Annotated in this window: 13 protein-coding genes and 3 pseudogenes; 7 read left to right on the top strand and 9 right to left on the bottom strand. The window is 71.2% G+C overall.

The window, feature by feature from the left end:
• Position 1 precedes the first annotated feature (1 nt).
• The 3 genes from ACH4J0_RS30050 to ACH4J0_RS30040 form a co-directional block, all read right to left on the bottom strand.
• Positions 2 to 991 carry an ABC transporter ATP-binding protein gene (locus ACH4J0_RS30050; RefSeq protein WP_396243755.1) on the bottom strand — a complete coding sequence of 330 codons (990 nt, stop codon included), beginning with the start codon at positions 989 to 991 and terminating at the stop codon, positions 2 to 4.
• A gap of 88 nt (positions 992 to 1,079) precedes the next feature.
• Positions 1,080 to 3,914 carry an FtsX-like permease family protein gene (locus ACH4J0_RS30045; protein WP_396243753.1) on the bottom strand — a complete coding sequence of 945 codons (2,835 nt, stop codon included), beginning with the start codon at positions 3,912 to 3,914 and terminating at the stop codon, positions 1,080 to 1,082.
• A complete protein-coding gene (locus ACH4J0_RS30040) occupies positions 3,911 to 7,204 on the bottom strand; it encodes an FtsX-like permease family protein (protein ID WP_396243752.1) in 3,294 nt (1,097 codons plus the stop codon). The genes ACH4J0_RS30045 and ACH4J0_RS30040 overlap by 4 nt, the downstream gene beginning before the upstream one ends.
• Positions 7,205 to 7,613: 409 nt before the next feature.
• Between ACH4J0_RS30040 and ACH4J0_RS30035 the strand changes: the two genes are divergently transcribed.
• A complete protein-coding gene (locus ACH4J0_RS30035; RefSeq protein WP_396243751.1) occupies positions 7,614 to 8,348 on the top strand; it encodes an ABC transporter ATP-binding protein in 735 nt (244 codons plus the stop codon).
• On the opposite strand, the gene ACH4J0_RS30030 is transcribed toward ACH4J0_RS30035, so the two are convergent.
• The 4 genes and pseudogenes from ACH4J0_RS30030 to ACH4J0_RS30015 form a co-directional block, all read right to left on the bottom strand.
• Positions 8,239 to 8,754 (bottom strand): IS3 family transposase, encoded by a 516-nt coding sequence (locus ACH4J0_RS30030; RefSeq protein WP_396243865.1) that lies wholly within the window; start codon positions 8,752 to 8,754, stop codon positions 8,239 to 8,241. The genes ACH4J0_RS30035 and ACH4J0_RS30030 overlap by 110 nt on opposite strands.
• A gap of 23 nt (positions 8,755 to 8,777) precedes the next feature.
• Positions 8,778 to 9,134, bottom strand: coding sequence for a DDE-type integrase/transposase/recombinase (locus ACH4J0_RS30025; protein WP_396243750.1), 357 nt, complete (start codon positions 9,132 to 9,134; stop codon positions 8,778 to 8,780).
• A 34-nt stretch (positions 9,135 to 9,168) separates the two neighbouring features.
• Positions 9,169 to 9,339: pseudogene (locus tag ACH4J0_RS30020) on the bottom strand (IS3 family transposase); the annotation flags it as partial.
• 88 nt (positions 9,340 to 9,427) lie between these two features.
• Positions 9,428 to 9,730, bottom strand: coding sequence for a transposase (locus ACH4J0_RS30015; RefSeq protein ID WP_396243748.1), 303 nt, complete (start codon positions 9,728 to 9,730; stop codon positions 9,428 to 9,430).
• Between the two features lie 559 nt (positions 9,731 to 10,289).
• On the opposite strand from ACH4J0_RS30015, the gene ACH4J0_RS30010 reads away from it, so the two are divergent.
• The 3 genes and pseudogenes from ACH4J0_RS30010 to ACH4J0_RS30000 all read left to right on the top strand — a co-directional run.
• On the top strand, positions 10,290 to 12,995 hold the full coding sequence (locus ACH4J0_RS30010; protein WP_396243746.1) for an AAA family ATPase: 2,706 nt from the start codon (positions 10,290 to 10,292) through the stop codon (positions 12,993 to 12,995).
• Between the two features lie 65 nt (positions 12,996 to 13,060).
• Complete coding sequence (locus tag ACH4J0_RS30005; protein ID WP_396243745.1) at positions 13,061 to 13,291, top strand: hypothetical protein; 231 nt, start codon at positions 13,061 to 13,063, stop codon at positions 13,289 to 13,291.
• A 635-nt stretch (positions 13,292 to 13,926) separates the two neighbouring features.
• Positions 13,927 to 14,232 (top strand): annotated as a pseudogene (locus ACH4J0_RS30000) (SRPBCC family protein); the annotation flags it as partial.
• 13 nt (positions 14,233 to 14,245) lie between these two features.
• Here the strand turns inward: ACH4J0_RS30000 and ACH4J0_RS29995 are convergent.
• Together ACH4J0_RS29995 and ACH4J0_RS29990 are read right to left on the bottom strand one after the other, a co-directional pair.
• Entirely contained in the window at positions 14,246 to 14,662 is a 417-nt protein-coding gene (locus tag ACH4J0_RS29995; protein WP_396243744.1) for a YihY/virulence factor BrkB family protein, read from the bottom strand.
• Positions 14,663 to 14,779: 117 nt separating this feature from the next.
• Positions 14,780 to 14,914 (bottom strand): annotated as a pseudogene (locus tag ACH4J0_RS29990) (IS701 family transposase); the annotation flags it as partial.
• Between the two features lie 456 nt (positions 14,915 to 15,370).
• On the opposite strand from ACH4J0_RS29990, the gene ACH4J0_RS29985 reads away from it, so the two are divergent.
• From ACH4J0_RS29985 to ACH4J0_RS29975, 3 genes are all read left to right on the top strand, one after another.
• Positions 15,371 to 16,570, top strand: coding sequence for an ice-binding family protein (locus tag ACH4J0_RS29985; protein ID WP_396243743.1), 1,200 nt, complete (start codon positions 15,371 to 15,373; stop codon positions 16,568 to 16,570).
• A 256-nt stretch (positions 16,571 to 16,826) separates the two neighbouring features.
• Positions 16,827 to 17,555 carry a DUF5819 family protein gene (locus tag ACH4J0_RS29980; protein WP_396243742.1) on the top strand — a complete coding sequence of 243 codons (729 nt, stop codon included), beginning with the start codon at positions 16,827 to 16,829 and terminating at the stop codon, positions 17,553 to 17,555.
• Positions 17,556 to 17,625: 70 nt separating this feature from the next.
• Positions 17,626 to 18,678, top strand: a complete 1,053-nt coding sequence (locus ACH4J0_RS29975; protein ID WP_396243864.1) for an HTTM domain-containing protein — start codon at positions 17,626 to 17,628, stop codon at positions 18,676 to 18,678.
• Positions 18,679 to 18,915 lie beyond the last annotated feature (237 nt).

The raw sequence follows: 18,915 nt of genomic DNA, 5'->3' as shown, positions 1-18,915 counted from the left end.
GTCAGCCCTCCGCGACGTCGTCCGGGCGGACCTCGATGTGGTCGGCCGCGAGGTCGACCGCCACCCGGTGCTCCATGCCGAGCGCCTCCAGGAACTTGACCGGCAGCTGCACCCGACCGGTGCGGTCCAGCATCACGTACTCGCGCTCGTTCACCGACTCCTCGCCGTGCTCGTCCGTCACGGTGCGGCGCAGCACCTCGCTGCTGGTCCGCCCGTCCCGGATGGCCACCGTGCGGCGGACCTCGCCCGCGACCATCGGGTCGTGGGTGACGATCACGACGGTGGTGCCGAGCTCCCGGTTGACGGTGCGGAAGGACTCGAAGATCACTCCCGCGGTCTCGGAGTCCAGCTCACCGGTCGGCTCGTCGGCGAGCAGCACCGGCGGGTTGTTGGCCATCGCCACGGCGATCGCCACCCGCTGCTGCTGGCCGCCGGAGAGCTCGTTGGGCCGCCGGTGGGCGAGGTTCCCGATCTCCAGCGCCTCCATCAGCTCGGCCACCCGGGCGGCCCGGCCCTTGGAGCCGACCGCGCCGGCCCGGCGGCCGCGCAGCTGCATCGGCAGGGCGATGTTCTCGGCGGCGGTCAGGAACGGCAGCAGGTTGCGGGCGGTCTGCTGCCAGATGAAGCCGACCACCTCGCGCCGGTAGCGCAGCCGCTCCTTGGCGGACATCTCCAGCAGGTCGCAGCCCGCGACGGTCGCGGTGCCGGCGGTGGGCACGTCCAGCCCGGCGAGGATGGTGAGCAGGGTGGACTTGCCGCTGCCGGAGGCGCCGACCAGGGCGACCAGGTCGCCCTGCTGGATGGTCAGCTCCAGGCCCTGGAGCGCCTGGACCTCGATCCCCTCGGCACTGAAGATCCGCACCAGCCGGTCGCAGACGATGGCCGCGCCCTCTCCGTACGCCTTGGGCGAGGCGGCGGCGAGGGCCCGCTGCCGGAGCTCCTGGAGGCTGGGGGCCTCCACGGCCGGCCGCTCCTGGGGAGTGCTCTTCACCGCTGGTCTCCTGTCTCGACGGTCTGTCCGGTTCCGGCCGTGCGCCGGGTGCTGTGCGCTGTGAGGGTCCGGTTCGCTGGTGCCGCTGTCACGCCTGTTCCCCTGCCCGCAGTTCGGTGGCGATCCGGCGTCGGCCGGCGACCAGGGTCTCCAGCACGACTGCGAGGCCGACCAGCAGGGCCAGGCCCGCGGTGGGGAGCAGGACCGGCATCGGGGCGGGGGTGATGACGTCCCCGACCTGGGCGCCGACCAGGGTCGAGATGTCGAAGGCGCCGCCGAGCAGGGCGACCGCGGCGAGTGCGACCAGGCCGCCGCCGACGGCGGCCGCGAGGGTCTGGGGCAGGGCCTCGGTCATGATCAGTGCCAGTGCCTGGCGGGGTCGCAGGCCCATGGTGCGCAGTCGGGCGAGGACGGCGGTGCGCTCGGGTGCGGCGCGGAAGAGGGTCAGCAGGACGGCGAGCAGGGCGAACCCGGCCCCGGCGGCCGCCGCGTACCGGAACAGCCGTCCGGCGGCGTGCTGGAGCGGGTCGTCGGCGAGCGCGGCGGCACTCTCGCGACTGCTGTGCACCGTGTACCCGGCGGGCAGGCCGTGGGTGGCCTTGCCGGCGGCCGCGGCATCCTCGGAGATCAGCTTGGCGATGCCGCTCGGCTGGCCTCCGCTCCCGCCGTTGTTCCGCAGTGTCGCCCTGACCTGCTCGGGATCGACGTCGCCGACGGCGAACCACTTGTTGATCCGCTTGACGTCCGGCAGCCGCTCCCAGGCGGGGCCGGCGGGCACCACCACGAACGGCTTGCCCGGGTCCGGCAGCGCGGGGGTGGCCGGGACGATCCCGGCGACCGTGGTGCGCAGGCCGTTGCCGTTGGGCGTGCGCACCTCGGCCGGACCGGCAACCAGTCGCTTAGCCAGACTGCGGCTGAACAACGCGGGCACCGGGGTGTCCCGCCCGCCGGACGTCCCCGCCAGCTTCGCCGCATCGAACTCGCCGACCCCGACGGTCCGGGCGATCTCGGCGTACGCCACCGGATCGACCACCACGAGGTAGGCGTCGGTGTAGTCCTGATCGGCGCCGACGAAGCGGGCCTTGGGCTCGACCCAGGCCCCGGTCGAGGCCCGGACGCCCGGCAGTGCGGCGGCGGCCTTGGCGAAGGACTCGGGCAGGGTGGCGTAGTCGGGCAGGGAGACGCCGATGTCCCCGCCCGTGGCGATGCGCGCGGCGCGGGCGCGGACGTGGTCGACGGTGTCGAGCACGGTGGCGCCGAAGCCGGTGGTGGTGACGGCGATCAGCAGGGCGAGCAGCGGCAGCGCGGAGGGCCTGCGCCGGCCCGTGGTGTCGCGGGCGGCGCGGGCCAGGCCGAGGAAGGCGATCAGGCCGCGGCCCCGGCCGGCGAGGGCGGCCAGCCGGCCCACCAGCAGCGGTTCGAGCCTGGCCAGCAGCAGCCCGCCGGTGACGGCGAGCAGCAGCGGGGCGGCGACCAGCAGCGGATCCAGTCCGCCCCCGGTACCGACACCCCGGCGCCGGACCTCGGCCACGGCCGCGACGGTGACCACCAGGACGGCGAGTTCGCCGACCAGTCGGCGCCGGTGGCCGACCGCCCTGCGACGCGCCCACAGCAGGGCGGCGCGGGCCGGGAAGGCCAGCAGGGCCAGCAGGGCCGCGGCCAGAGCCGCCAGCACCGCCTGTCCCCACCGTGGGGTGGGCAGCAGGACCAGGGCGAGCGTGGTGGCGAGGACGGCGGCGGGCAGGACGGTGGCCGCTCCTTCCCCGATCAGCCGCAGCAGCACCCCGGTGCGGGAGCCGCCACGGGCCCGGAGCAGCTGGATCTCGCCGGTGCGCCGGTCGGTGGTCAGGGCCGCGGCCAGGCACAGCACCACGGTGGCCACGCCCGCGACCCCGGCCGGGCCGATCGTGCTGAGCGGCAGCGAGGCCTGGTAGCGCTCGTCCGCCCGGGTGAGGAGGTCGGACAGGCCGGACGAGGTGTGCAGGTCCGCGCGCCGGGTCGCGTCGATCAGGTCGGTGGCACCGGACCCGGTCTGGAAGGATCTGACGGTGTTGCGGGTCCGGTCGAGCTGGTCGGCCCGCAGCGAGGCGGGATCGACGGGCAGCCGCCAGAAGTCCTCGGCGCTCGATCCCCAGTGGGCCATCGCGGCCAGGCTGTCACCGCTGACGAATCCGCTGGTCATCCAGTGCTCGTGGGCGGAGGTGGCGTTCAGGCAGGCACGCGCCGGGCAGCCGAGGTCGTCCCAGAACGGGTCCTGGGGGCTGTTGACCTGGTAGAGACCGACCACCACGGTGGCCCGCTGGGCGCCCGAGCCCTCGACACCGTTGTCGATGACGTCACCGAGCTTGATGTGGATGGTGTCGGCGGCCTGCTTGCTGATCACGATCGGCAGCGGACCGCCGCCCGTGCCCCGGGTCGGCCATGCGCCGTCGGTGAGGGTGGCCCGGGCCTCCAGGTCGTGCAGGTAGAGCAGGCTGAGCATGGGTGGGTCCGCGTCGGAGATCCGCGCGTATCCCGGATTTCCCATGCCGCGGTCGCCCAGGGCTCGGGCACCGTAGGCCCGGCCCGGCTGGGACAGCGTCAGCTGCTGTCCGACCTTCTCGGTGAGCTGCTGCTGCACCCGGTCGAGCTCGGCGGCGTCGTCGTGGTCCCGGGTCTTGGAACTGCTCTGCAGGCTGGTCGGGTTGAGGCCCTTCTGGCTGACGAACTCCCGCAGCGCCGCGTCCGCTCCCCGGTCCGTGACGCGGGGGAAGGCCGCCGCGAGGAAGACGGTGACGAAGGCGAGCGCCGCCATGAGCACCGCGGCCGACGGACTCGCCCGCAGCCTGGTACGGACCCAGGGCGCCGGGCGGTGGGCGGTCTCACGGGTGGGCACACTGGTGCTCTCAGGGGTGGGCACACTCGTGCCGGCCTGGGTGGTCACATCTCCTCCACGTGGCGCAGCCGGTCGGCCACGTCTCGACGGCGGCGTCCGATGAGGAAGGCCGACAGCAGCGGGGCGACGGCGATCGCGGCCGCGAACAGCAGGGCCTCGCCGACCGGCAGCTCGATCAGTGCCTCGGGCATCGGTTGGCGGGCGGCGGGCGTCAGGACGACGAAGGGCACGATCAGGTGGACGAGCAGGGCGCCCAGGGCGAGCCCGACCGTCCCGCCGAGCCCCACCAGCAGCGCCTGTTCGGCCGCGACCGTGCGGCCGACCTGCTTGCGCGGCGCGCCCAGCGCCAGCAGCAGCGCCGAGTCCCGGGCCCGCTCGTGGGCGGAGCCGGCCACCGCGGCGACGAAACCGATCGCGGCCAGCAGCGCCGTGACGATCGCGATCGCCATCAGCGCGTTCTGCGGGGCCGCGCCCACCGGGTCGCTGAGCATGCCCTCGGCGACCTCCGAGTAGAGCCGGACGTCCTGGGAGCCGGGGGCGGCCCGCAGCGCGGCGGCGGCCTCTGCCGGAGCCCGGTCATCCGGCCCGGTCGCGGGCAGCCACCACTCGGCGTGGCTGGGCAGGGAACGCCCCTGCGCGGCCAACAGCCGTGCCACGGTACCCAGATCGATGACCAGTGCATTGCGACCGGCCACCGGCACGGCCTCGACCACCCCGGTGACCTTGACCGGAAGGGTGATCCCGGCGAACGGCACCCGCATGGTTTCGCCCACCGAGCCACCGGTGAGCTTCAGGTAGTCCTGGGTGGCGACGCCGGACACCGCCGTCGGGGCGCTCGCCCCGACCGGGGTGAGGACGGCTCGGAAGGTGTCTCCGGTGCCGTTCGCTGCGCTGTACCCGACGGTGAACAGCCGCTCGGCGCCGGCCGGTTCGGACCGGACGGCGGCCGGCTGCCGGGACTGGCTGCTCCCGACCGTCCAGGAGAGCCCGGTCGGCAGCGGGACGTCGGCCGCCGGACCGTCGGCGCTGTCGGACACGGCCAACCCGCGCACGGTGACCTCTCCGTCGGCGCGGTCGCTGTAGGACACGGTCGCCCCGACCAGGGTCAGCGGGGCGGCGGCGGAGCCCATCGGGGCGTCGACCAGCGTGCTCAGCGGGGCGGAGGCGCGGAGCTCGCCGGCGACCGGCAGGCCCGCGAACGGCACCTTGTGGATGTAGCCGAAGCGGTCCCGCAGCAGCAGCGCCACTTCCGGAGGAGCGTCGGCCATCATGTGCACGGTGCCGGGCAGCTGGACCTGTCCTCGGAAGGTCTGGCGGATGGTCAGGTCGGCATCGATCCGCAGCGGGCGGCCGGGCAGGGGCACCCCTGCCGCCGCCCCGGCCGGAGCGGGCTCGGCGAGCGGGCGGAACAGGTCCCCGGCGGAGTGCCCGTCGAGCAGGTCGCTGCGGACCGGCACGCGGTCGACGAGGGCGGCGGTGTCGACGGCGAGCAGCTGTCCGGTGCCGTTCGGGAGGGCCTGCACCTCGCGGGCCACGGGGACCATCCGGTCGCCGCCGGGCAGTGCGCCGTAGCGGCCGCCCTGGCCCATCAGGGCGCTGTGTGAGGCGGAGATCCGCAGACCGCCACCGGTGTCGAACGCGGCCTGGTCACGCTGCGAGGCCGTCCAGGTCGCGTGCTGGCCCAGTGCGAGCACCCCGGTGGCCACGGCCATGACCAGCAGCAGGACGGGCCCGGTGGCCCGGGCGGGCTGACGGGCCAGCTGCCAGCCGACCATGGCCGGGCCCAGGCCCCGGCCCCGGGCGGCGACCCGGGCGCCGAGCCGTGCGACCAGCGGCAGCAGCCGCAGCACCACCAGGGTTCCCGCACACAGCGCCAGGGTGGGGGTGGCGACCAGCAGCAGGTCGACGCCGAGCTTGCCGGAGGAGTCGGTGGACAGGCCGCCGCCGTACTGGTCGAGCTGCTGGTAGGCGAGCACGGCCAGGGCCAGGACCGCGAGGTCGCCGCCGTTGCGGGCGATGCCGGAGACCACCGCCTGACGGCGGCCGGCCCTGCGGCGCAGGGCCGCTCCGGCGCCGCGCAGCAGGCTGGGCACGGTGGCCAGCACGGTGCACACCAGGGCGCAGAGCACGGCCACCGGCCACAGCGTCCAGCGCAGTTGGGTGTCCAGGGCGACCTGGTGGGCGCGGCCGAGACCGGCCAGGACGTGGACCAGGAACGGAGTGAGCAGCGGCGCGAACACCGCCGCCGGAAGGGCGAGCAGGACCGACTCCACAGCGGTGAAACCGCCCAGTCGGGCGCCGGAGGCGCCGCGGGCGGCGAGCAGTTCGTTCTCCCGCTCCTGGCGGGTCGAGATCAGCCGGACGACCAGCAGCAGGGCCGCAGCGGCGAGCACGGCCAGCTGGAGCGCGCCGATCAGCAGGGTGGAGCGGGCGACCATCAGACTGGCCGACAGCTCGCGCACCACGTCCGGCAGTTGCGTGGTCGCGCTGAGCGAGGACGTCTTCCGCAGCTCGTCGGCCAGGCTGGGGGCCCGGTCGCCGATGGCCTCGGCCGTGCTCTGGTCGACGCCCGCGAAGTCGGCGTCCAGCAGCCAGCCGCGGCTGCTCTGCGCCAGGCCGCCCGAGGTGAAGGCGCTCCGGTCGACCAACATCGGGCCGTACGTGGTGAACCCGCCGACCTCGATCTCGTGACCGCCGACCGGATCGATGCGCCAGTACGGGGCGAACGGGTCGACGGCCCGGTAGGTACCGGTGATCCGCACGCTCAGCGGCTTGCCATCCAGCCGGTCGGCCAGCTCGATGTCCGCCGGCAGCGCCTGGGTGGTCAGCCCGAGCCGGGCCAGCATGGTCTGCGGCACCGCCACCTGCGGGGCGGAGGACCGAACGGGCCCGGTGACGCCGTCCGGCCAGGCACCGGCGGTCAGCCGGACCTGGTTGCGGTCGAGGTCGGCGAGGACGGTCAGATCGACCCGTGCCGTGCTGCTCTGACCGCTCGCCGGGGCTCCGTCCGCCGCGGCGCCGCCGCCCGGCAGGCCGTACGAACGGCTGCGCAGCAGGCTGTCGGTGCGTACGGGCAGATCACCGAAGAGCTTGTGCCGGTAGGAGGCGAGCGCCTCCTCGTCCTTCTGCCGCTGGTCCAGGCCGTGTTCGGCGGTCACCATCACCGTGGTGCGGGCATGGCCCGGGCCCTGTAGCGCCTGCCGCAGACCGGCCTGACCGACGCCGCGGTTGAAGGTCACCAGGGCGGTCAGCACCGCCGTGGTGATCAGCACCGTCAACAGGACGGCAGCAGCCAGCGGCAGTCGCCCGCGCTGCCTGCGCACGACGAAGCCGAGCATCAAGTTCCTCCCCCGGTCTCGTCCCCGGTCGCAGCCCAGCCCCACCCGTCGATCCGGCACCATCCGGGCACATTTCAGCCACAGATGGACACTTCACGGGCACACCGGCACAGTGATCACCGGCAATCGGTCGCCGGATAGCGGACGACTCTGTCAGATTCGATCCGGGAACGGAAGGGACTTGCGCGAATCAAGTAAGCAATGAGCAAATTCCTTGATTGATAGGATCCGCGCCGGCGGCAAGCCGTTGAAATGCCATGCACACTTCACAACTCCGGCTTCACCACCAGCCCTTGACCAGGGAACTCCTCTTTCTCGAATTCTCTGCCCGGGCGGTGAACCCACGAACCCACCTCAACCGTTGACCCGGGCAGGACCGGGTATCCACCGCCCAACAGGGGGACGCCGCATGACGCAGCACCAAGCCGCCGACACCGCCCTGACGACCAACGGCCCGATGGTGGCCGTGACCGATCTCCGGCGCAGCTTCGGCACCGGCGAGCGAACCGTCCATGCCCTGCGCGGCATCAGCTTCTCGGTCGAGCGCGGTGAACTCACCGCGCTCAAGGGCCGTTCCGGCTCCGGAAAGACCACCCTGCTCAACCTGGTCGGCGGCCTGGACGCGCCGACCAGCGGTCGCATCGCGCTGGACGGCATCGACCTCGGCGGGCTGGACGAGGACGGCCGGCTCGCCCTGCGGCGGGAGCGGATCGGCTTCGTGTTCCAGTCCTTCGGACTGATCCCGATGCTCACCGCCGCCGAGAACGTCGGCGTGCCGATGCGACTGCGCAAGGTCCCGCCGGCCGAGCGCGAGGAGCGCGCCCACACCCTGCTGGCACTGGTCGGCCTGGCCGACCACGCCAACCAGCGGCCTGGTGAGCTCTCCGGTGGCCAGCAGCAGCGCGTCGCGATCGCCCGTGCGCTGGCCAACGACCCGGGCCTGATCATCGCCGACGAACCGACCGGCCAACTGGACTCCGAGACCGGCCGGTCGATCATGGAGCTGCTGCGCGCCGTGGTCCGCAGCGAGGGCGTCACGGTCCTCGTCGCCACCCACGACCCGACGCTGATGGGGCTCGCCGACCGGGTGATCGAACTCCACGACGGGCGGATCGTCGAGGAGGGCGCGGAGCAGGCCGCGTAGCGACGGCGGGGCTGTGCGGGCAGCGGGGCCGTGCGGGCGGCGGGGACTGGAGGCAGGGAAGACTGGGGGCGAAGGAGGCTGGGGCGGCTGGCCGGTCGGGACTTCTGGCGGTGCCGCCGCCCCGCCCGGACCACGGGTGAAGTTCCACCCTGATCTTGGACACGGGTTCTTGCGCTGCGGGGGTGAAGTCGTGCTGCAGCCTGGCTCGGGCTTCGAGGGGTGTGAGGTATCCGAACTCAGGGTGCTTGCGGAGCCTGGTGCGGTTGTATTCGACTTCGATGAAGTGGAATACGTCGGCTCGGGCGGCCTCGCGGCTCTCCCAGACGGTGGTGCCGATCTCCGCCTTCAGCAAGCCGAAGAAGCTCTCGGCTGCGGCGTTGTCGCAGCATATGCCGGTTCGTCCCATGCTCTGCCGCAGATTCAATTTCCTTATTCCCCGCGGAATTCGCCACTCGTATACTCACTTCCACGGTCGGTGTGCATGATGCAGCCGCTCTGCAGGCCGCCGCGGCCGGCGGCCATCTTCAGGGCGTCGGCCACCGGCAGCTCGGCGCGGTGGTGGTCGGCCATCGCGTAGCCGACCACCTCGCGGGTTGCCAGGTCGATGACGGTGGCCAGGTACCACCAGCCCTCAATCGTCGGCAGATACGTGATGTCGCCGACGAGTTTCGTTCCGGGCCGCGTCGCGGTGAAATCGCGGCCCACCAGGCCCGGGGCCGGGGCAGCCTTGGAGTCCTGCTTCGTCAGGTGGCGGCGCCTGCGGGACGCCTCGGATGTCGCGCTCACGCATGATCCGCTCCACCTTCTTCCGGTTGATCACGTGGCCCTTGCGCCGCAGTGCGGCGTGCACGCGCGGGACGCCGTAGGCTCCGCGCGAGGAGGCATGGATCTCCCTTATCTCCTCCGCCAGTTCCTCCTCTGCCCGTTGACGCACGGCTGCCGCCGGCCGACCGGCGAGCCAGGCGTAGTAGGTGGAGCGGTCGACGCCCATGACACGGCACATCAGGGCGACGCTGTAGCCGCCGGGGTTGTCCTCGGTGGCCTTCTCCGCATCGATGAAACGGCACACGGTGCCTACTTCATCGTCTCCTTCGCGAAGAAGGCGAGGGTGAGCTCAAGACCTCGATGGTCTGCTGCTGTTCCCGGTCCCTCTTGCGCAGTCGCACGAGCTCCTCCCGCTCGGCCGTCGTGAGCGCGCCCGTGGAGCCGTCCCCTTCGTCGATCTTCGCCTGCTTGACCCAGCCCCGCAGGCCCTCGGGGCTGACCCCCAGCTCCCGGGCGATCTCGGTGACGTTCCGATGCGGCGAGGACCGTACCAGCGCGATCGCGTCCCGCTTGAACTCAGCCGTGTACCGCTTGCTCATGTCGCTCTTGCCACTCACTACCTGGACTGCTTCCTCCGGGACCATCCGTCCCGGTATCAAGCTGTCCAACCGCAGGGTGGAACTTCAGGGCGGGAGATGGCCGCGGCCCTGGACGGCGAACTGCGCGGGGACCACGAGAACCGGCGCACCACAGTCGCCGGCTTCTTGCAGGAGCGGCTGATCCTGCAAGAAAGCGCGGTCGGCGCCGGAGACCCACGAGGGCTGTGCGACGTGCATGGAGCGCGACCTGATCCCGGCTCTCGGCCACCGCCAACTCCCGGACCTGCGGCCCGAGCACAATCACTGCCCGACTCGACGCCGGATGGGCAGGGGGCCGGGCTCGATCCCGAGAGGAAGGCTCACTTCACCGTGGCCGCCCCTGCACCAACGGAGTCCCCGACGCGAACGGCCGTGCCCCGGTTCATGCGGTGGTGGGTGGTTTCGACGCGCATCGGTGAGTCGGTCGCATCGCGTCGGACCACGCGGTCGGGTGGCGGCTACGGGGCGCGGAGCGCTTCCCGACAGCTCCTGGTCTCCCGCATCTGTCGAGCTCAGGGGGGCGTGACATGATTCGAGCGTGGCTCTTGTGACTGGCGCTGAGTATTTTCCGCCCACCGACCGCGTCGCTCTTGTCGAGCTGTTCGCTGCCGCGCGAGCGGGGCGCGGTGGCGCGGCGGTCGTTCGCGGGGAGGCGGGCATCGGCAAAACCACGTTGTTGCGCCACGTCACCGAGGAGTTGGAGGGTGTGCGGCTGCTGTGGGTGAACGGGGCCGAGTTCGAAGCGGACTTCGCCTACGCAGCGGTGCACCAGCTCACTCGCTCGTTGCACGACCGGATCGAACGGTTGCCCTCCGCCCACCGGGAGGATCTGGCCGTGGCCATGGGGCTGCGGGAGGGCGGCACACCGAGCCGCTTCACCGTCGGCCTCGGTCTGTTGGGTTTGCTGTCCGACGCCGCGGGCGAGGAGCCCGTGGTGTGCGTCGTGGACGACGCGCAATGGCTGGACCGGGCATCGGCACAGGTACTGGCGTTCATGGCCCGGCGGATCGCGGACGAGCCGGTGGCGGTCGTTTTCGGGGTCCGCGACCCGCACGTGGCCCGGGAGCTCGAAGGGCTGACGGCGCTGACGTTGTCCAGGTTGCCCGACCGGGCGGCCCGCGTCCTGCTCTCCTCCGGTCTTCCGGGCCCCTTGGACGAGCGGGTCCGCGAACGGATCCTCGCCGAGGCACGCGGAAACCCGCTGGCGTTGCTGGAGCTGCCGCGGCGGCTCGGTCCCGCCGGTCTGGCCGGCGGGTTCGGGCTGCCGACCCCGGTCTCGCCGGCCAACCGCATCGAACGGAGCTACCAGGAGCAAGTCTCCCGACTCTCTCGGGGCGCACGTACTCTGCTCCTCGTCGCCGCCGCGGAGCCGACGGGCGATCCGGGTCTGCTGTGGCAAGCGGCCGACTTGCTGGACGTGGGGCCGGAAGCCGGGCCCGAAGCCGAGGCGACGGATCTGATCGAGTTGGGCGGGCAGTCCCGGTTCCGGCACCCGCTGGTGCGCTCGGCGGTGTACACCTCCGCGTCGTCGGCCGAGCGACGCCGTGTCCACGGGGCACTCGCCGACGTCACCGATCCGCTCACGGCGCCCGACCGGCGTTCGTGGCACCGGGCGCAGGCCGCGTCCCGGCCCGACGAGGAGGTCGCGGCCGATCTGCTGCGCTGCGCGGAGCGCGCACGGAGCAGGGGCGGTGCCGCGGCCGAGGCCGCGTTCCTGGAACAGGCCGCAGCCCTCACGGCCGATCCCCGGCTGCGGGCCGGGCGCAGCCTCGCCGCGGCGCGGGCCGCGCTGGAGGCCGGCTCCTTCGAGAATGCGGTCACCCTGGTCGAGGCGGCCGAAGGCGGTCCGATTGACGACACGGGCCGGGTGGAGGCCGAACTCGTGCGCGGCCAGGCGGCGTTCTTCCGCGACGGTGCGGCCGACGCGGTCGGTCATCTCGTCAAGGCCGCAGGCCTCGACCCCCGCCGGGCCCGGCTCCACCTGCTGGACGCCCTGCAGGCGGGCCTGGTCGTCGGCCGCGCCTCCCCCGCCGCACGCGAGGCACTAGAAGCGGCCCGGCGGGCACCCGCCGCGCTGGGGGAGCGCTCCACCGGCGACGAACTGCTCGACGCGCTCGTCGCCTACCTCGACGGTGACCTCGCCGTGGTGCCCGGGCTGTTGGAGCTGCTGTCGGACGTCACCGATCCGCTCTGGGCGCGCCGCCTGTCGCTCGCGGCCCTGCTCGCCGTCGAACTGTGGGACGTCGCCCTGGAGGAGCAGCTCGCCACCCGGGCCGTCGAGGCCGCCCGCATCGGCGGAGCGCTGGTGATCCTCCCGGTCGGGCTCTGGATGCAGGCGATGGCGGCCGTCCAACGCGGTGACCTGGTCGCCGCCTCGGCCCTGAACAGCGAGGCCGACGGCATAGCCGAGGCGACCGGAGTCCCTCCCCACTGGTACGGCCGGCTTTACGCCGCCGCGCTACGGGGGAAGGCCGCCGAGGCGCAGCCTCTGATCGACCGGGTCCTGGCCGAGTCGCACGCGCGGCGCAAGGGCATGCTGACGGCGACCGCCCATGCGGCGGCGGCGCTCTACGCCAACGGGGTCGCCGACCACCGGGCGGCGCTGGCATCGGCCCGGTTGGCCCTCGCGGACGGCGAACTGGGGGTCTCCAGCCTCGCGCTGCCCGAGCTGGTCGAGGCGGCCGTGCGGTGCGGCGAGGACGGCATCGCCCGCGAGGCGTTCGCGCGGCTGTCGGACCACGCGTCTGCCACGGGCACCGACTGGGCGCTGGGCGTGCGTGCGGGCCTCGCCGCCCTGCTGTCGGACGACCCGGAGGCGCTGCACGCCGAGGCGGTGGCCAGGCTGGGCGCCGCCGGTCTGCGGACGTGGCACGGCCGGGCCCTCCTGCACCAGGGGGCGTGGCTGCGCCGTGACGGCCGCCGTCCGGAGGCGCGTGACGCGCTGCGCGCAGCCCACGAGTCGTTCACCGCGATCGGGGCGGAGGGGTTCGCCGAACGGGCCCGGGTCGAGCTGGCCGCCGCGGGTGAACAGGCCAGGTCCTCCGTGCTCGGTGTCATGGAGGTGCTGACGGGCCAGGAGTTGAACATCGCCAGGCTCGTGGCGACCGGAGCGACCTCCCGGGAGGTGGCGGACCGTCTGTTCCTCAGCCCCCGCACCATCGACGCCCATCTGCGGAGCGTCTTCAGGAAGCTCGACATCACCTCCCGCCGCCAGCTCGCCGACGTGCTCGGCCGGGCGGCCTAGCGTTCCGGCCGTCTCCCCCGTTCCGCCGGTAAGCGGCCGGGAAGCGGGGAGGTGGGAGGGCCCGGGTGCCTACGGCGGCAGGTGCCGACGTCCGGCGGGTCGGCCGCCCGGTGCGCGCAGTCGGCTTCCGCCGCATCCGGGCCCTGTTCGACCTGACCCGGCAGGACATGGCCACGCCGGGCCACCGCGGCTGCGCCACCCTCGACACCACCAACGAATTCCCCGACGCCGACCACCCCGCCAACCTCACAGCCGTCGCGCACAAGAGCGAGGTGCAGTCCTGGCTCGCGGAGTAGCCGCGCGAAGCGCAGGACCCCACCCCGGAGGACACGGCGGGCAAGCTGCTCGTCGTCCTCGGCGGAGGGCAGGTCCTTGCCGCCGCCATGGGGACCGCCGCCCCCGGCGACCACGTGCTCCAATTCGCCGACCAGTTCCTCGACTCCGCCCTGCCCACCACCGCGGAGGCGGACGGGCAGTGACCCCGGGCCGCGGGCCGGGGGGTCGGCCGGGCGCGCTGCCTGACCGGCGGGTGCACGGTTCGGCCCTGTCCGGGGCCCGCCCGGCGCCGTCGACGACGGGGCGGTCGACGGCGGCACCGGTGAACGCCCCCGTGTCGGCGACCCCAGGGCATCGGTCCTGACGTTCCGACCGCCCCGGACGACCGTCTGCCCGGGCAACGCACAGACCTGCCCGACCTCGCGCAGCGCAACGCCCCGGGGGTCCGCCGCAGTCACGTCCAGGCGTGCGGCGCAAAGGCCCCGGGCACCGTCCCCGCCTCGGCAGTCCGGTGCGAGCACCCGGTCCAGCGCGGCTCAGGGCCCTTCGGCGCGGCACCGCCCGGGCTCTCGGCACCGTCGCCGAGCGACTTAGGCAACCGTCTAGGCGACTTTCGCCGAAGAGGGACCGAGGCCCCCGGACGAGACTCGACCCCATGGACAACACGCCCTCGGGCATCGACCGGGCCGCTCCCGTCGTCGCCCGTCGTGAACTGCCGATCAGCGCCCCGGCCACCGCCGTCTGGGATCTGCTGACTGACGTGCCCGACTGGCCGTGTTGGCAACCGGACATCGCCGAGGCCCGGGCGCTGACCCCGTTGACGAGGGGCGCGGTGTTGCACTGGCGGACCGCCGGACTGGACATCACCTCCACCGTGTACGCGGTCGACGCGCCCCGACTGATCCTGTGGGGCGGACCGACCCAGGGCATCACCGCGATCCACCAGTGGACGTTCACGCCCGGTGGAACTTCACTCAGCGACTGGGTCTGTCGTGATGGTGTGGGGTGTCGGGCGGTGGTTTGCGGGTGTCGCGGGGTTCGGGGTGGGGCTCTTCCTCGGGTGGGTGACCGGCTTCGATCGCGCGTCCGCGTTCCAGCTCGAAGTTGAACTCGAGGCCCAGCAGGATCGCGAGGTTGGAGACCCACAGCCAGAGGAGGAAGAGGATCACGGCTCCGATGCTGCCGTAGGTGCTGTTGAGGCTGCTGAAGTTGGCGACGTAGAGGGCGAACGCGCCGGATGCGATGATCCACAGGGCCACGGCGACCAGGCTTCCGGGGAGGATCCAGCGCAGCTTGGGTCGTTTGGCGTTGGGAGCGGCCCAGTAGAGCAGGGTGACCATCGCGATGACGATGATGATGAGGACGGGCCATTTGGGGCTCTTCTGACGCACCTGTGGGTGTGATCATACGGGTTGGCGGCGTGGCAGGGTGGGTCGGTTGCCGCCGAGGCAGAGCATGACGAGGGCGATGACGGCGTCGGCGGTGCGGAAGCCGAAGCCGCGGCGGATGATCTGCCAGCTGTTCTTGCGACCCACCGGACCCAGCAGGCCCCGCACGTAGTCCCGCATCCGGCGCCGGGGCTCGACCCGGGTGAAGCGAGCCCCGATCCGAAGGAACAGCTCGTTGAGGTTCCGGTCCCACATGTCCGTTGTCAGATCGTCCGTCACAATGCCGGACTGTCCTCACCGCTGCCACTCCATGCGGCGCGGGCACGCGTTCTCGCGACATCCACGCCAAGACGACTCCGCCTCCGCCGCAGCCCCGCTACACTCCCCACCCTCAAGCCGCTGACCAGGGCACATGGAGAACTCTCACTGGAGTATTAGGCCGTTGTCGACTCGGTGTAACTGGACGGAGGGCGATCGCCAAGCATATCTATTTGATTATGTGATCATAAGTCGCAATTCATTCGGAAATCACTCGTATGGATCGCGTGCAGATCTTTGATGTCGGCTAATATAAGGCCGAACCTCTTCCCTAGGGGAATGAGGGATGGGTCGTCGAAATCTACGATTCCTGTCGACGGGAAGGGGGTGTCAGGTCGTCGGAGATCGACGATCGCGAACCTGCCATATTTCCCCAAAGAAATAGGCCTTTAGATGACACTGAACATCTCTGGCGCGCTTAACTGGCGCGCAATTTCGACTTGGGTCGCGACGGTCGTGTTCATCGTCGCTGCCGCAATCACGACATCGCTGCTGCCGGCTCATGCCGTTGCCACGGCCGTTCCCTTGGGGACGGCGAGCAGCTTCGCGGTTCTGGGTGGCCAGTCCGTCACCAACACCGGTCCCTCCGCCATCACCGGAGACCTCGGAGTGAGCCCGGGTTCGTCAATCACCGGGTTTCCGCCTGGCTTGGTGAGCGGGGCCATTCACCAGACGGATGCGGTCGCACTTCAGGCCCAGACCGATCTGACCACGGCGTACAACAACGCCGCGAGCCAGGCCACGAATGTCACCCTCACCTCCCCTGGAGACCTCGGTGGCCTGACGCTTGTTCCGGGTGTCTATACCGCCTCGTCTTCCATCGACCTCACGGGCACCCTCACGCTTGACGCGCAGGGCAATCCCAACGCCGTCTGGGTCTTCCAGGTCGGATCGACCCTGACGACGGCATCCGCCAGCCGTGTGCTCCTGATCAACGGTGCTGCGCCGTGCAACGTCTACTGGCAGATCGGAAGTTCTGCCACGCTGGGCACCAACACCACCTTCGTGGGCAACATTCTGGCACTGACCTCGATCGGGCTTAACACCAGCGCGAGCATCGACGGCCGCGCGCTGGCCCGCAACGGCTCCGTGACGCTGGACACCAACCGGATCACCCTGCCCAGCTGCCCAGCGACCACCACTGGCGGTACAACTGCCGGTACTACCACTGGCGGTACAACTGTCGGTACCACCACTGTCGGTACCACAGGCAGCACCACGGGCGGTCTCCTGGGCGGTGTGCTCGGCGGTGTGCTGACAACTGGTGGCACGACAAGCGGCCTCCTGGGTGGCGCGGTCGCTGGCAACACCACTGGTAGTACCACGACGGGTGGCATCACCGGCGCTACCACTGGCGGGATCCATGGCGAGCACGGCGAGCACGGCGAGCACGGCGAGCACGGCGAGCACGGCGACCATGGCGAGCACGGCGAGCACGGCGAGCACGGCGACCATGGCGAGCACGGCGAGCACGGCGAGCACGGCGACCATGGCGAGCACGGCGAGCACGGCGAGCACGGCGACCATGGCGAGCACGGCGAGCACGGGTGTTCTCCGTGCGACGACAAGTGGGGCGAGTCCATGAACTCGTAGCTGATTCAGGAAGCCAGATGGGCACCACGCAAGGCGGGCCATGAGCAGGGCCCTCGCGCGTGAATGCGGCTCGGGCGTCCGGCCTTCGGGGGCTGTCCGAGGCGGGAGCCCGCTTGAGGAACGCAGGACTGGTGGCGCGCGGCGGATCGTTATCGATCCTGTCGCGCGCCCCAAGACGTTCAAGGCATGCGGAGTCGAGGGAGCGGTCACAGTGGTAAGGACGGGGCCCGGCCGTGCGATGGGCGGTACAGAGTCCGTGAAGACGAAGGAAGCGGGCCGCCAACCGGCCGACGGCGGCATCCCCGTTGACGCAGTGCAGGGCGCCCAGCCGTCCGTCACCGAGCCCGGCGAGCAGCTTGCCGGTCTGTCAGGACTTTCACGCCCGTTGGGGGCGGCCGCGGTCGTCGCTGTGGCTCTGTGCCTGGCAACGTCCCTCGTCCACGTGTTTCTGGTATTTCTTTATGTAGCTCCCCCGAACCAATTGTCCCAGTACTACGACAGGCAGCTCAATGCGTGGATCTTCCCGTTGTTCGAGCAGAACTGGCGGCTGTTCGCACCGGACCCGGAGTCCGTGACCCGGCAGATTTCCGTGAGAACCGAGCGGACCTCAGCGGATGGTAACCGTGAGGTCAGTGACTGGTTCGACCTGACCGCCGTCGACGACTCCGACGTCGAGCACAACGTCTTCCCGAGTCATACAACGCAGAACATGCTGCGTCGATCCTGGATCGCTTATCTCGAAGCGTATGGAAGCGACGACCAGCCGCACTCCGAGCGGGCTGTGATGTTGCGGACATACCTTCGCAACATCGCGGTGGAGCGACTCGCCGTCCATCAGAACGTTGCGTATGAGGCCGTCCAGTTGCGGGTGATTACTACGCCCATCGCGGCGCCCATCACGCCGGGCGGTCCGCGCCCGGCTGCACCAGCCTCGGCCGACACCAGGTATCTGCCCTGGTGGAAGGTGGAATCCAATGGAAACTGAGCAGGCTCCAGTTCCGACGCTCCCTCCGCGCCACACGGCCCTGCCGAACGGTGACGCAGACGGCCAACGGATGTTCCGCCGAATCGGCGCGCTCAGCAGCGCCGTGACCGATCGACCGATGTCCCTGTACGCGGCGGCAGTGCTGCGCATCGGGTACGGCCTGCTCTACCTGGCCTTTCTGCTGAGGGAGTTCCCGCACCGCGACGAGATCTGGGGTCCTGGTTCGCCGTGGACGCCCGCCCTGGCGAGGCAACTGTTCGATCAGACCGGCTGGTTCAGCATTCTTACCCTATCTGACAGTCAGGCGTACTTCGAGATCTGCTATGCGACGGCTGTCGTCACGTCCGTACTGTTCGCCCTGGGCTGGCGAACCAGGATGGTGTCGATCCTGTTCGCGCTCGTGGTGACCTCGTTCCATGCGCGGGCCATCTTCATGACGGACGGGGGAGACAACCTCATCCTCCTCATGGCCATGTACCTCTCCTTGACTGCTTGCGGCCGCCGCTGCTCCCTCGACGCGCGGAGGACACGCCTCGTGGCCTCAAGCAAGGCAGAGCACTCGGTGGCAGGTCCGAGAACGCCCAGCTTCCGGTATCAACTCAGCGTCACACGCAAGCTATTGAGCACTGTGCTGCACAACTGTGCCATGGTCGTCATCGCGGCTCAGGTCTGCATCGTCTACGGATCCGCGGGCTTGTACAAGGCGCAGGGCGGCTCCTGGGAAAACGGGACTGCCCTCCACTACGTCATGAACCTCGACCTGTTCCGGCCCTGGCCCGCGTTGTCACTCATGGTGGACAGCCACCCCATCCTGATCGCCGTCACCACCTACATGACGGTGCTGTTGCAGGTGGCCTTCCCGTTCGTGCTGTTCGGCAGGCTGAAGTACATCGTCCTGACAATGCTGCTCGGGATGCACGTGGGCATTGCCGTTCTGATGGGTCTTCCGCTCTTCTCCGGAGCCATGATCGTCGCTGATGCCGTATTCCTGCCGGACCGCTTCTACACATTCCTGGGACAACTGTGGCGGCGCACCTTTCAACGGGCAGCTGCCGCGGGAGCAGGGGAACCATCCCAGAGGGAGAGCCCAGTCGTACCGGCGCAGCCCGGAACGGCCGGCTGAGGCCAAGATGTGCGAGGAACTGCTCCAGCCGTGGACGGAGACGAGATGAGCGGCGGCGGCGGTTGCCTCGCGGGAGAGGAAGGAGCCGAGTCGGGCGTCCAGCAGGGTGGTCACCAGCCGCGGCTGCCGTGTAGCGGCCCCTCGGCCAAGCCCGTCCGGCTCCCTGTGCCCGACCCCGTTCACGTACCGGCACCCAACGGGGCAACCGGGACCCCGTAGACATCGCTGTCCCTTCCG

This window comes from Kitasatospora sp. NPDC017646 (genome assembly GCF_044329365.1).
Taxonomy (GTDB): domain Bacteria; phylum Actinomycetota; class Actinomycetes; order Streptomycetales; family Streptomycetaceae; genus Kitasatospora.
The sequence above is the reverse complement of the archived record's forward strand: the minus strand, read 5'-3'. Positions and strand labels throughout refer to the sequence as shown.

Excerpts from the sequence above, each read along its gene's own strand:
- ACH4J0_RS30040 (WP_396243752.1), bottom strand. The coding sequence starts at position 7,204 with ATGCTCGGCTTCGTCGTGCGCAGGCAGCGCGGGCGACTGCCGCTGGCT.
- ACH4J0_RS29985 (WP_396243743.1), top strand. The coding sequence starts at position 15,371 with ATGACACTGAACATCTCTGGCGCGCTTAACTGGCGCGCAATTTCGACT.
- ACH4J0_RS30030 (WP_396243865.1), bottom strand. The coding sequence starts at position 8,754 with ATGGGACGAACCGGCATATGCTGCGACAACGCCGCAGCCGAGAGCTTC.
- ACH4J0_RS30035 (WP_396243751.1), top strand. The coding sequence starts at position 7,614 with ATGACGCAGCACCAAGCCGCCGACACCGCCCTGACGACCAACGGCCCG.
- ACH4J0_RS29975 (WP_396243864.1), top strand. The coding sequence starts at position 17,626 with ATGTTCCGCCGAATCGGCGCGCTCAGCAGCGCCGTGACCGATCGACCG.